This window comes from Egicoccus sp. AB-alg6-2, assembly GCF_041821025.1.
GTDB lineage: Bacteria > Actinomycetota > Nitriliruptoria > Nitriliruptorales > Nitriliruptoraceae > Egicoccus.
Map to the genome: position 1 here is coordinate 229695 of NZ_JBGUAY010000003.1, position 14220 is coordinate 243914.

The 14220-nt window shown below is 72.6% G+C and carries 15 protein-coding genes; 6 read left to right on the forward strand and 9 right to left on the reverse strand.

Features of this window, described 5'->3' with window-relative positions; genetic code table 11:
- Positions 1-9 precede the first annotated feature (9 nt).
- The 3 genes from ligA to ACERMF_RS06010 form a co-directional block, all read right to left on the reverse strand.
- Positions 10-2070 (reverse strand): NAD-dependent DNA ligase LigA, encoded by a 2061-nt coding sequence (gene ligA, locus ACERMF_RS06000; protein WP_373668125.1) that lies wholly within the window; start codon positions 2068-2070, stop codon positions 10-12.
- 52 nt (positions 2071-2122) lie between these two features.
- Positions 2123-2977, reverse strand: coding sequence for a hypothetical protein (locus ACERMF_RS06005; protein ID WP_373668126.1), 855 nt, complete (start codon positions 2975-2977; stop codon positions 2123-2125).
- A 61-nt stretch (positions 2978-3038) separates the two neighbouring features.
- The gene (locus ACERMF_RS06010) at positions 3039-3950 is read right to left on the reverse strand and encodes a DUF480 domain-containing protein (RefSeq protein ID WP_373668127.1); all 912 of its coding nucleotides are present in this window, start codon (positions 3948-3950) and stop codon (positions 3039-3041) included.
- A gap of 140 nt (positions 3951-4090) precedes the next feature.
- On the opposite strand from ACERMF_RS06010, the gene ACERMF_RS06015 reads away from it, so the two are divergent.
- On the forward strand, positions 4091-4759 hold the full coding sequence (locus ACERMF_RS06015) for a hemolysin III family protein (protein ID WP_373668128.1): 669 nt from the start codon (positions 4091-4093) through the stop codon (positions 4757-4759).
- 27 nt (positions 4760-4786) lie between these two features.
- Here ACERMF_RS06015 and mnmA read toward each other — a convergent pair whose 3' ends face one another.
- Together mnmA and ACERMF_RS06025 are read right to left on the reverse strand one after the other, a co-directional pair.
- Positions 4787-5899: a tRNA 2-thiouridine(34) synthase MnmA gene (gene mnmA / locus ACERMF_RS06020; protein WP_373668129.1), complete on the reverse strand. Its 1113-nt coding sequence runs from the start codon at positions 5897-5899 to the stop codon at positions 4787-4789.
- Positions 5900-5902: 3 nt separating this feature from the next.
- Positions 5903-7066, reverse strand: a complete 1164-nt coding sequence (locus tag ACERMF_RS06025) for a cysteine desulfurase family protein (RefSeq protein WP_373668130.1) — start codon at positions 7064-7066, stop codon at positions 5903-5905.
- Between the two features lie 46 nt (positions 7067-7112).
- On the opposite strand from ACERMF_RS06025, the gene ACERMF_RS06030 reads away from it, so the two are divergent.
- The 4 genes from ACERMF_RS06030 to ACERMF_RS06045 all read left to right on the forward strand — a co-directional run bounded on the left by ACERMF_RS06030 (position 7113) and on the right by ACERMF_RS06045 (position 9061).
- On the forward strand, positions 7113-7502 hold the full coding sequence (locus ACERMF_RS06030) for a hypothetical protein (RefSeq protein WP_373668131.1): 390 nt from the start codon (positions 7113-7115) through the stop codon (positions 7500-7502).
- Between the two features lie 256 nt (positions 7503-7758).
- On the forward strand, positions 7759-8151 hold the full coding sequence (locus ACERMF_RS06035) for an SMI1/KNR4 family protein (protein ID WP_373668132.1): 393 nt from the start codon (positions 7759-7761) through the stop codon (positions 8149-8151).
- A 37-nt stretch (positions 8152-8188) separates the two neighbouring features.
- Positions 8189-8656 (forward strand): YbaK/EbsC family protein, encoded by a 468-nt coding sequence (locus tag ACERMF_RS06040; protein ID WP_373668134.1) that lies wholly within the window; start codon positions 8189-8191, stop codon positions 8654-8656.
- A gap of 75 nt (positions 8657-8731) precedes the next feature.
- Positions 8732-9061, forward strand: a complete 330-nt coding sequence (locus ACERMF_RS06045; protein ID WP_373668135.1) for a PGPGW domain-containing protein — start codon at positions 8732-8734, stop codon at positions 9059-9061.
- A 14-nt stretch (positions 9062-9075) separates the two neighbouring features.
- On the opposite strand, the gene ACERMF_RS06050 is transcribed toward ACERMF_RS06045, so the two are convergent.
- A complete protein-coding gene (locus tag ACERMF_RS06050) occupies positions 9076-9630 on the reverse strand; it encodes a CGNR zinc finger domain-containing protein (RefSeq protein ID WP_373668136.1) in 555 nt (184 codons plus the stop codon).
- 95 nt (positions 9631-9725) lie between these two features.
- On the opposite strand from ACERMF_RS06050, the gene ACERMF_RS06055 reads away from it, so the two are divergent.
- Entirely contained in the window at positions 9726-10700 is a 975-nt protein-coding gene (locus ACERMF_RS06055) for a DMT family transporter (protein WP_373668137.1), read from the forward strand.
- A 61-nt stretch (positions 10701-10761) separates the two neighbouring features.
- Here ACERMF_RS06055 and ACERMF_RS06060 read toward each other — a convergent pair whose 3' ends face one another.
- The 3 genes from ACERMF_RS06060 to ACERMF_RS06070 all read right to left on the reverse strand — a co-directional run bounded on the left by ACERMF_RS06060 (position 10762) and on the right by ACERMF_RS06070 (position 14053).
- Positions 10762-12144 carry a phenylacetate--CoA ligase family protein gene (locus ACERMF_RS06060; RefSeq protein ID WP_373668138.1) on the reverse strand — a complete coding sequence of 461 codons (1383 nt, stop codon included), beginning with the start codon at positions 12142-12144 and terminating at the stop codon, positions 10762-10764.
- Between the two features lie 96 nt (positions 12145-12240).
- Positions 12241-13224, reverse strand: coding sequence for an electron transfer flavoprotein subunit alpha/FixB family protein (locus ACERMF_RS06065; RefSeq protein ID WP_373668139.1), 984 nt, complete (start codon positions 13222-13224; stop codon positions 12241-12243).
- 43 nt (positions 13225-13267) lie between these two features.
- The gene (locus tag ACERMF_RS06070; protein ID WP_373668140.1) at positions 13268-14053 is read right to left on the reverse strand and encodes an electron transfer flavoprotein subunit beta; all 786 of its coding nucleotides are present in this window, start codon (positions 14051-14053) and stop codon (positions 13268-13270) included.
- Between the last annotated feature and the right edge of the window lie 167 nt (positions 14054-14220).

The window sequence follows — 14220 nt, forward strand, 5'->3', positions numbered from 1 at the left end:
CAGACGACGTCAGGTGGGCAGTTCGCCGGTGTCGAGCAGGTGCCGGAACGCGGCCTCGTCCAACACGGGCAGCCCCAGTTCCTCGGCCTTCGTCAGCTTGGAGCCCGCGTTCTCGCCCGCGACGACCGCGGTGGTGCGCTTGGAGACGCTGCCGGTGACCTTGGCGCCACGCGCCTCGAGCGCCTCCTTCGCCTCGTCGCGGGTGAAGTCCTCGAGCGTGCCGGTGACGACCAGGGTCCAGCCTTCGAGCATCGCGGCGTCGGCGCCGGTCGCACCGGACGTCGTCTCGGTCCGGGGATCGACCCCGAGGGCGACGAGTTCGTCGATCAGTTCGGCGTTGCGCGGCGTGGCGAACCACGCCACGACCGCGGCGGCGATGGTGGGGCCGATCCCGTCGATCGCCTCGAGCTCGTCGGCGCCGGCCCTGCGGATGGCGGCGAGGGAGCCGAGGTTGCGGGCCAGCAGCTTCGCGTAGGTGGGACCGAGGTGGCGGATGTTGAGCGCGACGAGCAGCCGGTCGAGGGGCTGCTGCTTCGCGGCCTCGATGCCGGCCAGCAGGTTGTCGACCCGCTTCTGCCCCCACTTGTCGAGGGCGAGCAGTTCGTCGCGATGGTGGTGCAGGCGGAACACGTCGGCGAGGTTGCCGATCAGCCCCTCGTCGACCAGCAGTTCCACGGTCTGGCCGCCGAGGCCCTCGATGTCCAGGGCGCCACGGCCGGCGAGGTGCGCCAGCGACTCGAGCAGCCGGTTCGGGCAGTCGACGTTCTCGTCGATGTGGTGCGCCTCACCCTCGGGCCGGACCAGGGGCTGGCCGCAGAACGGACACACCGGGGGCATCCGCCACACCTCGGCGGCAGGGTTCCGTTTCGACAGCACGGGACCGACGACCTCGGGGATGACGTCGCCGGCGCGCCGGACCATGACCCGGTCGCCTTCGCGGACGTCCTTCGCGTGGATCTGGATCTCGTTGTGCAGGGTCGCGTAGGTGATGCGGGTGCCGGCGACGACCACGGGCTCGAGCACCGCGTACGGGGTGACCTTGCCCGTGCGGCCGACGTTGATGTCGATGCGTTCGAGCGTCGTCTCCTGCTCGACCGGCGGCATCTTGTAGGCGATCGCCCATCGGGGTGCACGGGCGGTGAAGCCGAGTTGCTCGCGCTGGGCGAGGTCGTCGACCTTGACCACGACGCCGTCGATCTCGTACGGCACCTCGTGGCGCGCGTCGGTCCAACGCTCGACGAACGCCCACACCTCGTCGACGGTGTCGACGACACCGGTCTCGGTCGCGATCGGCAGGCCGGCGCCGCGCAGCCAGTCCAGTGCCTGCGCGTACCGCTCGAACGCGATGCCCTCGACGACGCCGAACCCATGGCACCACACCGACAGGGGTCGCTGCCGGGTCACCTCGGGATCCTTCTGACGCAGCGCACCGGAGGCGGCGTTGCGCGGGTTCATGAAGGCTTCCTCGCCACGCTCGATGCGGGCGGCGTTCATGGCCTCGAACGCTTCGAGTGGGTAGTACACCTCGCCGCGCACTTCGAGGACGGCGGGCGGGTCGGCCACGCCGAGGCGGTAGGGCACGGCGTCGATCGTGGCGATCTGCGCCGTGACGTCCTCGCCGGTCGTCCCGTCACCGCGGGTGGCCGCCGTCGCCAGCACACCGTCGCGGTACACCAGGTTGATCGCCACCCCGTCGAACTTCAGCTCGCAGACGTAGGCGACCGCGTCGGCGTCCTCGCCGAGGCCGCGCTCGACGCGCTGGGCCCACGACTCGAGTTCCTCGCGCGAGAAGGCGTTGTCGAGGGAGAGCATCGGCTGCAGGTGCCGGAACGGGGCGAAGGCCGTGTCCAGTGGTGCGCCGACCTGCTGGGTCGGGGAGTGGGACGTCACCAACCGCGGGTGCGCCTCCTCGAGGGCGAGCAGCTCCTGGAAGAGCGCGTCGAACTCGGCATCCGGCATCGGCGGGTCGGACAGCACGTAGTAGCGGTAGCGCGCGTCGCGGACGAGGCGGGCGACCTCGTCGTGACGTTGCCTGGCGGCGGCGAAGTCCTTCGGGACGGAGACGGCCACGCGGGTGCCTTGGGAGGAGACCGGTCGGCGGAGGCGCGAGGCTACTTGGCGATCAGGACCGTTCGGCGACGTCACGGGCGACGAACGCCGCCAGTGCTCCGGGTCGCACGAGCAGCAGACCCAGACCGATCGGCACCACCTGGCCGACCACGAACGTCACGGCCAGCACCACGACCAGCACCCGGGCCCACGCGAGCTGGTCGTCGAGCGCACCCTGATTGGCCGTGACGAGTTCGCGTGCCTCCGTGGCCGTCGTCGCGTACTCCCCCACCAACTCGCTCGCACTTCCGATCGTCACCTGCAGTTCGTCGAGGTCGTCGGCGATGTCGGCCGTGCCGGCGCGCACGGTGTCGAGGCTGCCGGCGCCGTCGCGGATCAGCGCCGCCTGGTCACGCAGCGCCTCGGGCATCCCGTCGAGTTCGGCCTGCATGGCCCGCAACGAGTCGGGGAACGGCTCCTGCGGGTTGTAGTCGGGGCCGAAGGGGATGCGGCTGAGCGCGCCGAGCGTGGTGTCGATCACGGAAGCGACCTGGATCAGCGCCGGCAGCGTGTCCTCGACGGCTTCCAGGCCGCCCGCGATGTCGTCCTCGCTGAGGTCGGCCGTGGCCAGCAACACCGCTTCCGCGTCGGCCAGGCTGGCGCCGAGGTCGCGCGTCGTCGTCGCGGTGTTGCTCAGCGTGCGCTCGAGGACCGAGAGCGTGTCGCCGGCGACCTCGACCGACGCGCCGAGCGCGTCCACGGCCTGCGCACTCACGCCGAGACTGTCCTCGAGCGCCTGGTCGAGCAGCCCCAGCAGCCGGAGACCGACCACCATGCCCAGCAGTCCGGCCAGGCTGCCGGCGACACCGATGCCGATGAGCAGGCGGCCGGCCAGGGTGGGACGCATCCCGCGTGACGTGACCGGCATGGGCGCTCCAGGTGCGGCGGACGCCGACGACCCTAACGGCGGGAGCGCCGACGCCGTCGACTCAGCGGGCCAGGGCGCCCTGCATCGCCTCCACCAGTGCCCGCAGGCCCGACAGCGGACGCACCATCACGGTGAAGTCACGGATGCGCCCCTGGTCGTCGAAGTGCAGGTAGTCCCACCCCTGGACCACGCGGTCCCCGACCCGCGCCTCGAAGACCAGTCCCACCCGGTCGCCGGCGTCGAGGACGTCGGTGTAGCGGAAGTCCTCGAAGACGGTCGCGACCGCCCGCAGCACGGCAGCCGTGGCCGCGCGTCCCTCGTAGGGGTGGTGCACCGCCGGTGAGCGGAACACCACGTCCTCGGCGAGTTGCGCCACGGCGGCGTCCCAGTCACCGGCGAGCACGGCGTCGTGGAACGGCCGGTGGCGGCCACTGGTCCGCGCGTCCGTCGTCGCGGGCGCCTCGGCGACCTGCACCGCGGCCGGGTCGCCGAGCGCGTGGGCCCACCGCGCCTCGCGTCGTCCGGGCTCGCGCGGTCGCACCTCGACCAGGGTTCCGAACCGGTGCTCGGCGAGCGAGCGCAGGACCGCCTCCACGGCCTCGACCGAGCCGAAGGTGTGCATCCGCCCGGCCCGGGTCCGCAGCTCGCCGGGCGTCTGTGGCCCACGCAGCAACAGGAGTGCGAGGACGGCCTGCTGGGCCACGTCGAGGTCGAGGTGCTCGGCGAGCCGGTGCGCCGCCTTCGGGACCCGCGAACTGCGGCCGTACTCGGTCTTGACGAGCTCCAGTCCGCGGAGCTCGGCCAGCCCGGCCTGGATGTCGGTCTCCTCGTAGGCGACGACGGGATCACGCCCCGTCGACTGGTTGCAGGCGGTCCGGAGCGCGTTCCGCGACAGGGGGTACTGGTCGGGGGTCGCCAGCGCCTTCTCGACCAGGCAACCGAGGATCCGTTGACCGCGAGGTGACAGTTGCACGACGTCGCTCCTGGGGCAGGTGGGCGGCATGCTACGAGGTGCCCCACCGTGCCTGCGGCCCGGTGGGGCACCTCGACCGGCACGATCGCCGCCTCCGGCCTGAGCTACGGTTGCGTAACTTCGAAGACCCGGAGCGCCCGGTGGATCCCACCACGTCCGAGACCCGCACGGCGCCGACGGTCGGTCGGCGCCCACGGCTGCGGGGCTGGCTGCACCTCGTCGGCGCGCTCGTCATGGCCGCGAGCGGCTTCGCCTTGTGGAACGCGGCCTCCGACGGGCTTCTGCGCGGTGCGGTCGCCGTCTACGTGGCCGGCGTGACCATCATGCTGGCGACCAGCGCCACCTACCACGTACCGAACTGGCCACCGCGGGTGGTGGCCGTCCTCCGCCGCGCGGACCACTCCACGATCTTCCTCGGCGTGGCAGGAACGTTCACGCCCATCGTGCTGGCCGTGATGCGGTCGAGGCCGGGCTGGCTGCTGCTCGCCCTGGTCTGGGCCGGCGCCATCGCCGGCATCGCCATCCGCAACGTGTTCCACCATGCCGGCCCGCGCGCCCGTGTCGTTCCCTACGTCGCGCTGGGGTGGGTCGGGGTCGTGCTGTTGCCCTGGATGTGGCGCCACTCCATGAGCCTGGCGGTGTTCGTCGGCGCCGGGGGCCTGCTCTACACGCTGGGCGCCGTCGTCTACGCCCGCAAACGTCCCGACCCCTGGCCGCGGTGGTTCGGCTACCACGAGGTGTTCCACGCGCTCACGTTGGCGGCCATCGGCCTGCACTGGGCCGCCGTTCACCAGGCCGTGTCGCGGTGAGACCACGACGGCACCGACACACCTGCGTCAGACGACGGGGAGTCCAGCCGGTCGCTCGGCCCGCGTGACGCGCCCCCCGCCGAGGCAGACCTCGTCCGCGGCGTCGTAGACGACCGCGGCCTGCCCGATCGCGAGCCCGTGGACCGGCTCGTCGAGGTGGAGACGAACGGCGTCGTCGCCGCCGGTCTCCACCCGGCCGGGCACCGTCGCCCCGTGGGCGCGGATCTGCACCCGAACGTCACCGCTGGGCACGTCCCCCGTCGTCCAGGTCGGTGCGCCGACCTCGGCCCACGAGCAGGCCAGGGCCTCGCGCGGGCCGACACGCACGGTGGCCGACGCGGCATCGACGTCGACGACGAAACGACGCTCGTGCGTCCCGAGGTTGAGACCGCGACGCTGTCCCACCGTGTACCGCCACACGCCCTCGTGCTCCCCGACCCGGCGGCCGTCGAGATCCACGACGGGACCGGGTCGTGCGGGCAGGTGCTGGCCCAGATAGCGCGTCGTGTCCCCGTCGGGGATGAAGCACACGTCGTAGCTGTCGGGCTTGTCGGCGACCCGCAGGCCGTGGAGGTGCGCGAGGCGACGGACCTCGTCCTTCTCGATCTCGCCGACCGGCAGCAACGTGCGGTCCAACTGCTCGGGGGTGGCCACGTACAGCACGTAGGACTGGTCCTTCCGGCGGTCGGCCGCCCGGTGCAGCCTGGTGGCCGGGCCCGGTGTCCGCACGACCGCGCCGTTCCGACGCAGGCGGGCGTGATGCCCGGTGGCCAGGGCGTCGAACCCCATCGACGCCGACTTCTGCAGCAGGCCGGCGTACTTGACCCGCTCGTTGCAGGTGACGCAGGGGTTGGGGGTGACCCCGCCCGCGTAGGCCCGCGCGAAGGGGTCCTGGACCTCGCGGCGGAACAGCTCGGAGAGATCCCAGACGTAGAACGGGATCCCGAGGACCTGCGCCGCCCGCCTGGCGTCCTGCGCGTCGTCCAGGGTGCAGCACCCGTGCCCCGGCACCTGCTCCTCCAACGCGATGTCGGCGAGCTTGAGGTGCACACCGGTGACATCGTGCCCCTGCTCGACCAGCAGCGCGGCTGCGACCGCGCTGTCCACGCCGCCCGACATGGCGACCAGCACCTGGGCCATCGCTCAGGCCCCGTGGGCGGCGGGCTGCCGTCGTCGCAGACGCGGGACGACGTCGCCGAACACGTCGAGGGCGCGGTCGACCTCGGCCTCGGTGGAGGTCCATCCGAGTGACAGGCGCAGCGGTGTACCGACGACGCCGCAGGCCTCGAGCACCGGACTCGCGGTTGCGGCGCCCGACCCGCACGCCGCACCAGACGACGCCGCGATCCCGGCGCGGTCGAGCGCCAGGGTCAGCGCGGCGCCGTCGACCCCGTCGAGGGAGACGTGGACATGCGACGGCAACCGGTGGGCCGCAGCCGACGGACCGTTGCGACGGACCCCGTCGAGACCGAGGAGACCGTCAGCGAGCCGGTCCCCGAGGGCCCGCAGCCTCGCGCGCACCTCGCTGCGGTCGGCGACCGCCGCCTCGATGGCGGCTCCGAACGCGGCGTCGAGCCCGGCGGCGAAGGTGCCCGAGCGGACGCCGCGGTCCTGGCCCCCGCCGTGCGTGAGCGGTACGACCGGCAGACCACGTCGCAGGACGGCGACGCCCACCCCCTGCGGAGCGCCGAACTTGTGGCCCGATGCGGACAGCGCCGCCACCTGCCAGGCGGTGACATCGACGTCGAGGGTCGCGACGGCCTGCACGGCGTCGGTGTGGAGCGGGACACCGCGCTCGCGCAACGACGGGCCCAGGTCGGCGATGGCGTTCACCGCACCGAGCTCGTTGTTGGCCGTCATCACGCTGACCAGGCAGGTGTCGGCGCGAACGGCGTCGAGGACGCGCTCGACCGGCACGCGCCCGTCGGGATCGGGGGCGACCACCGTCAGGGCGACGTCGCCCCGCTCGGCCAGCCAACGCGCCGGCCCGAGCACCGCCGGGTGTTCGACGCCGGTCGTCACCAGGTGGACCGGGCCGGAGGAGCGCTCACGGGCGGCCCACACGATGCCCTTCAGGGCGAGGTTGTCGGCTTCCGTGCCGCCGGAGGTGAACACGACCTCGTGGGGCGAGCAGCGCAGGCCCGCGGCCACCTGCTCCCGGGCCTGCTCGACAGCGACGCGCGCGGCCTGGCCGGCCGCATGGGTGGCCGAGGCGTTCGCGGCGTCGAGCCAACGCTGCAACGCCGCGCGCGCCTCGGGGCGCGGCGGCGTACTGGCGGCGTGATCGAGCAGGACATCCACGTCCACGACGGTAGCGTCCCCCTGACGACGCGCCGTCTGCCCCGGAGGTCCCGTGACCGCCCCCCACCTCCCCGACGGCCTGCGCGTGCCGGACGCGCCCGTCCGTGTCGTGCCGCTGACCGCCGATCTGGGCGTCGTGGCGGGCCAACGCCTCGTGCTGCTGAGCCTGGAGGTGTGGCCGCAATGGGCGGATCTGCGGTTCGCGCGCATCGACGTCGGGGCCGACCGTCCGCTCCCCCGCCGGGTCCCACCGGTCGGCGCCTGGCAGGTCTCCTGCGACGGCCGGCCCCTCGAGGTGCTCGACGCGGTCGGGCGCGGCGACCGCCACTTCAGCAACGGCGAGATTCGGCTGCGGCCGGCACCGGCGGCCGGCGCTTCGCTGGATGTCCGCGTCGAGGTGGTACCCGGCCAGCCACCGGCGTCCGCGACGGTGCAGCTGTGAGCCCGTCCGCGACCGGGCTCGACCGGCTGTTGGACATCGCCGGCCCGGCGACCTGCCCCCGCGCGGCTCGGCCGCTCGTACACGCGAGCATCGACGCCGGCGACCTCGGTCAGCTGCTGCGGCGCCGCAACGGTTTCGTGGCGTCGAGTCCGCCCTGCGGGTCTTCCCCGACGCTGCCGCGGACGGCCATCCGGGCCTCGACGCCTGGAACGCGGACGCGCTGTGGAAGCGGTCCTACGACGGGCTCGCCGACGGCTTGCTGTGCTTCGCCGAGGACGTCTTCGGCGGCCAGTTCGCGCTGACGCCCGACGGGATCGTCGCATTCGACCCCGAGACCGGCGCGGTCGACCACCTCGCGGCGACCCTCGACGAGTGGGCGCAGGCGATCCTCGACGACCACGCCGTGCTCACCGGCCATCCCCTGGCCCGCGCCTGGCAGACGCGTCATGGACCGCTCCCACCCGCCCAACGCCTGGTGCCGGTCGTACCGTTCGTGCTCGGCGGGCCGTTCGATCTCGAGAATCTGCACGCGCTCGACGCGACGCAGGGCATGCGCCTTCGCGGGGAGCTCGCCGCGCAGTTGCGCGACCTGCCGGACGGCGCGACGGTCAGGCTGTCCACGGACCCGCACGCCAGCGGCGAGCGCTGAGCCTGCCGCGACAAGGACCCGAAGCCGAAGGCGCCCCATGGCCACCGCAGCACGACGTTTCACCGATGCCGCCGCCGCGCACGGTCTGCACCTCGAGGTGCGCGAATTTCCCCAGGGGACCAGGACAGCCGCAGACGCCGCGGCCGCAATCGGCTGCGAGGTGGCGCAGATCGTCAAGTCCCTGGTGTTCATGGCCGACGACGAGCCGGTGCTGGTGTTGACCTCCGGCGCCAACCGGGTCGACGAGCGCAGGGTGCGTACGGCGCTCGGTGCCGCCACCTGCCGTAAGGCGAACGCCGACGAGGTCCGGGCCACGACCGGCTACGCGATCGGCGGCACGCCACCGTTCGGGCACGTCCGGCCGCTGCGCGTCCTCTGCGACCGCGACCTCACCGGCCACGACCGCATCTGGGCGGCGGCCGGGACGCCGTCCACCGTCTTCCCGCTGACACCCCGAACCCTGCTGGAGGTCACCGGTGCCGATGTCGTCGAGGTGGCGGTCTGACGGACCGTCCGGACGGCGGCGGCACGGGGGTTAACCGGGCAGAATGCGGCTTCGACGCGAGTCTCGGAGACCATCGTGGCCGTACGGCTGCTCAAGGCGGGGCTGGGCCTGCTGCTCGTCGTTGCCGGCATCGCGATGCTGGTTCTGCCCGGACCCGGGCTGCTCGCCATCGCCGCCGGTGTCGCGCTGTCGCTGTCACAGTGGCCCTGGGGGCGTCGCACGCTGGCGCGGCTGCGGGTCTGGTCGCGCGAGCGGTACGGGTCCGCACGGGTGCGCGTGGTCGAAGCCCGCATCCCCGACGAGGTCTGTCCCCCGAACGAGACCGGCGAACTCCGCGAGCTCGCCGAACTCGTGCAGGACCCTGAGACCCCGCCGCCCCCACCGAAGCCCGCACTCACCGACTGAGCCGGCGAGAAGGGTCACTCGGCGGCCCGGGCGGCCTTTCGGGCACGATAGGCGGCGACATGGGCCCGGTTGGCGCAGTTGCCGAGGTCGCAGAAGCGGCGTGCGCGGTTGCGCGAGAGGTCGACGAAGACGGCGTCGCAGTCCTCGCCCTCGCACCGCTTGAGCCGCTCGAGGTCCTGGGCGCGGATCAGGTCGGCGACGGCCATCGCGATCTCGGTGCCGATGCGGTCGACCAGCGGCGCATCACGCGGCGTCAGGTGCAGATGCCAGTCCCAGCCGTCGTGCCGGATCAGCTGCGGCAGGGCATGCGCGTCGCTGAGGATCCGGTTGACCAGCGTGACGACCTGCTCGAGGGCGTCGGTGTCCCACAGCGCGGCGACCCGGTCGCGCAGGTCGCGGATGGTCTGCAACTCCGCCTCGTCGCCCGCACGCGTACCGCTGTAGCGCTCGCGATCGAGGAACGCACCGAGCACCTCCGGGTCGGTCAGCCGCTCCTGTCCGCCCCGCGCGGTGTTCACCAGGGCCGCGGCGCCGTCCAACGCGACCTCGGTGTCATGGGCGAACTGCAAGTTGACTCCTGACACGACCGTCCCGTAGGGTCAGGACCGTACTTTCCCACGGTCCTGACGTCCACTGACCGGACCGGTGACACGAAGGTGGTGGGATGACGGCGACGGAGACCCGGCCGGTGGCGCGCGCCACGCGTGTCGGCCTGGGCATGGCCGTGCTCTCGGCATTCACCTTCGGTTCGTCCGGGCCGATGGCCAAGGCCCTGATCGAATCGGGGTGGACCTCCGCGGCGGCCGTACTGGTGCGCATCGGCGGGGCGGCCCTGCTGCTCGGGGCCGTGGCACTGGTGGTGCGCCGTGGCCGCGTGCGCGTGTCGGCGACCTCGCTGCGCCACCTGGTCGTCTACGGGATCGTGGCCATGGCCGGGGTGCAGCTGGCGTTCTTCAACGCCGTCCGCACCCTGGACGTCGGCGTCGCCCTGCTGCTGGAGTTCACGGCCCCGGTCCTGCTCGTGCTGTGGACCGCGCTGCGCACCCGCACGCTGCCGGCTCGGGCGACGATGCTCGGCGCGGCCCTGACCGTCGTGGGGCTGGTCCTCGTGCTCGACCTCGCCGGCGCCGGCTCGGTCGACCCGGTCGGCGTGGCCTGGGGCATGCTCGCCGCCGTGTGCGTCGCGGCGTTCTTCGTGCTGTCCGAGCGCCAGCACGACGACCTGCCGCCGCTCGTGATGGCCGCCGGCGGCACGCTGGTCGGCGCGATCGTCATCGCGCTGGCCGGCGCGATCGGCCTCGTCCCGATCGCGTTCACGGCGGTGGACGTGGTCCTCGTGGGCATCGAGACCGCGTGGTGGGTGCCGGCCCTGTGGCTCGTCGCCGTCTCGACGGCCGTCGCCTATCTCGCCGGCATCGGCGCCGTACAGCGACTCGGCACGCGGCTGTCGTCCTTCGTCGGCCTGACCGAGGTCCTGTTCGCCGTGCTGACCGCGTGGGTGCTGCTCAGTGAGGTCCCGGGTCCCAGGCAGGTGCTCGGCGCGATCGCCATCGTGGGTGGCATCGTCGTCGTACGCCGCTCCGAGGCACGGGTCGTGCGCGACTCGGCCGCCCTGCTGGAGCCGGGCGTCGCCCCCTGACCGCACCGTCACCCCACGAACCCGGGATCCTGGCGTACGCACGGCACCATCGGCGAGCCGCCTACCGGAGGTCGGCGAAGACGCCGCCGACCCGTTCGATGCCCGCGGCGATCTCGTCGGGGGCCACCCCGAGTCGCACCTCGGGGACCATGCCGCACGCCTGTGCGAGCCGGTCGCGCAACTCGTGCCCGTCCTCGCCGAGGCCGCCGGCCACCTCGACGCGCAGGTGGTCGCCGTTTTCGGCAGCCACCACCTCGACCCGCCAGTCCACGACGCCCGGGGCGCGCGAGAGCACGCTGGCGACGCCGCGGAGGTCGACCGTGCCCACATCCGCGCCGGTGCGGAAGGGCAGTTGCCACGCGGACGGCTCGATGGTTCCGCCCAGGCGTGGCAGCGTGCGCCCGCAGCCCGGGCATGCCCCGGTCACCAGTGGCTCGACCCAGGCGCCGGTCCGGTAGCGCACCAGGGCCGTGCCGTGCCACCCCAGCGAGGTCAGCGTCAGGTCCCCGTCGGCTTCGGTCGGCGCCCCGGTGAACGGGTCGACGACCTCGAGGTGCTCGAGGTCGGGGTAGGTGTGCAGCCCACTGGCGGGAGCGCACTCGGCCCACAGTACACGCGACTCGGTGGGTCCCCACAGGGCGAGGACGGGCACGCCGCTGTCCCCGTCGGTGAAGGCGCCGGCCAGGGCCTTGCGCCGCGCCTCGTCGGGTGGCGGGCCGAGCACCAGCAGACGGCGCAGTCCCGCGGTCGTCACCCGTGCGGCACGCAACGCGTCGGCGAGCGCGTCGACCTCGTCGGCCGCGACCGCCAGCACCGTCGGTGACAGGGCGCGGATGGCGTCGACGACCTCGGCATAGCCGGCGTCCGTGCGTGGATGCGCGGCCGTGATCGAGGCGCCCGCCGCGAGGTGCACCATCCCGAGGTGGTGCAACGTCGGGCCGCACCGAACGGCCGAGACCAGCACGTCGCTCGGGTCGACACCGGCCACGGCGGCCGAGCGTGCGCCCGCTCGATGCATGCGGTCGAGATCGCTGCGGGACGAGGCGACCCACCACGAGCCGTCGCTGCCCGCCCGCTGCAGGAGCAGCGGCTGGTACTCGTGCAGGAGCAGGTCGCGCCTGCCGGCGGCGCCACGGCGTCCGATCCCGGCCGTCAGCCGACGAATCGTGGTGGCGGGCGCATGAGCCCTGACCTCGTCCTCGGTCGGGGCGACCACGGCGGACGAGCCGCGGTCACCGCCGGCCAACAGCTCGGTTTCGCGGACGGTCGGCAGGCGCCGCAGCGTGCCGAGGTCGCCCGCATCGGCGGCCGCGATCCCGGACGCCTCGGCGAGCGCGCCCCAGAACGGCGCGGCAGCGACCACCGTGGGGAGCCAGTCGGCGAGCAGCCGGTCCCGCACCCGAGCCTGCTCGTCGGGGTCACGTTGGTCCCACGTCGCCGCCACCCGCCTGCTCCTCCGCCCGCCGCGCAGCGTAATTCCCCTGTCGCACGCGAACGCGGGCGCCTCCGCAGAAGCGCCCGCGCCGTCGCTCGAAGTGGGTCAGCCCTTGCGCGCCTTCAGCTCCTCGATCAGCTTGGGAACCACGGTGTAGAGGTCGCCCACGATGCCGAAGTCGGCGATCTGGAAGATCGGCGCCTCGCCGTCCTTGTTGATCGCGATGATGTTCTGCGACGTCTGCATGCCGGCGCGATGCTGGATCGCACCGGAAATGCCGGATCCGATGTAGAGCATCGGCGACACGGTCCGGCCGGTCTGGCCGATCTGGTAGCGGTGGGGATACCAACCGGCATCGGTCGCGGCGCGCGACGCACCGACGCCGGCACCGAGCACGTCGGCGAGCTCCTCCATCAGCTTGAAGCCGTCCTCGCTGCCCAGGCCCCGACCGCCGGAGACCACGATGGCCGCCTCGGCGATGTCGGGACGGTCCGCGGTGACCTGCTTCTCGACCGAGGTCACCTTGGCCTTGGTCGCGGTCTCGGACAGCGTGACGTCGATCTCGACGAGCTCGGCAGCGCCGCCGCCGGTCTCCTCGGCGACGAACGCGTTGTTGGAGATCCCGACGAACTGCTTCACCCCGTCGGCGAAGGTGCAGCGCGTGATCAATTCGCCGCCGAAGACCTCCTTGGTGGCCTGCAGCTTGCCGTCGACGACCTCGACGCCGGTCGCGTCGGTGATCACCCCCGCCTCGACACGGATCGCGAGCCGCGCGGCGACGTCCTTGACCAGGTTGGTGGAAGCGAAGAACAGCACCTGTGCGCCCGAGGTGTCGATCACCTGTTGCAGGGCCTCGACCTGCGGCAGGGTCACGTACCCGAAGGCGTCGGACGAATTCCAGCTGTACAGCTTGGTCGCGCCGTGGCGGCCGAGCACCTCGGCGGCTCCGGCGCCACCCTCGCCCAGCCACACGGCCGAGACGGTGTCACCGGTCTGGCCGGCCACCTGGTTCGCGGCCGCGAGCATCTGCAGGGACAGCTTGCGGGGCTGACCCTCGGCGTGGTCGATCAGTACGAGCAGCTCACCCATCGAACATTTCCTCTCGAAATCGTCGCATCTGCCGCGAGCCGGCTCAGACGAACTTCTTGGACTGCATCCAGTCGGCCAGCTGCGCCGCGGTGGATCCGGACCCGTCGTCCTCGACGATGGTCCCGGCCTCCTTCGGCGGGCGCTGCTCGAACTCGGTCAGCACCGCGCGGGCGTTGGCCTGCCCGACCTGCGAGGTGTCGACGCCGAGGTCGGCGGCCGACTTGACGTCCAGCGGCTTGGACTTGGCGGCCATGATCCCCTTGAAGGAGGGGTAGCGGGGCTCGTTGATCGCCTCGACGACGCTGACGATCGCCGGCAACGTGGACTCGACCACGTCGTAGCCCTCTTCGTGCTCGCGGTGGACCACGACCTTGTCACCGTCCACCTCGAGGTGGCGTGCGTACGTCAAAGACGGCAGCCCCAGGATCTCGGCGACGGCAGCCGGCACGACACAGGTGCGGGCATCGGTGGCCTGGTTGCCGAAGATGACGAGGTCGAACTCCTCGCCCTCGAGCGCCTTGGCGATCGCGCGCGCGGTCCCGATCGCATCCGAGCCCGCCAGGGCGTCGTCGGTGATCTGTACCGCCGCGTCGAGCCCGTACGACAGCGCCTTGCGCAAGATCGGCTGGGCGGACTCCGGGCCCATGAGCAGGACCTTCACCTCGGCACCGTGGCTCTCCTTGAGCCGCACCGCCTCCTCGATCGAGAACTCGTTGATCGGACACAGGACCGACTCGATCCCGTCACGATCCACGGTCTTGTCGTTGGGATCGATGTTCTTCTCGCCTGCCGTGTCGGGCACGCGCTTGACCGGGACGATGACCTTCATGAAGCCGTTTCCCTCTCGTGGTCCGACGCACCGCCGGCGTGGCGGCGCGGTGCTCGGGTGCTCTGCACGCGATCGAATTGGAGCGGACGCTCAAAGTCAAATCCCCGGGCCGTCCCAACGACGCGGCGCGGCGAGCGTCCGAGCCGATGTCCGGCCGCGGGGAGCGC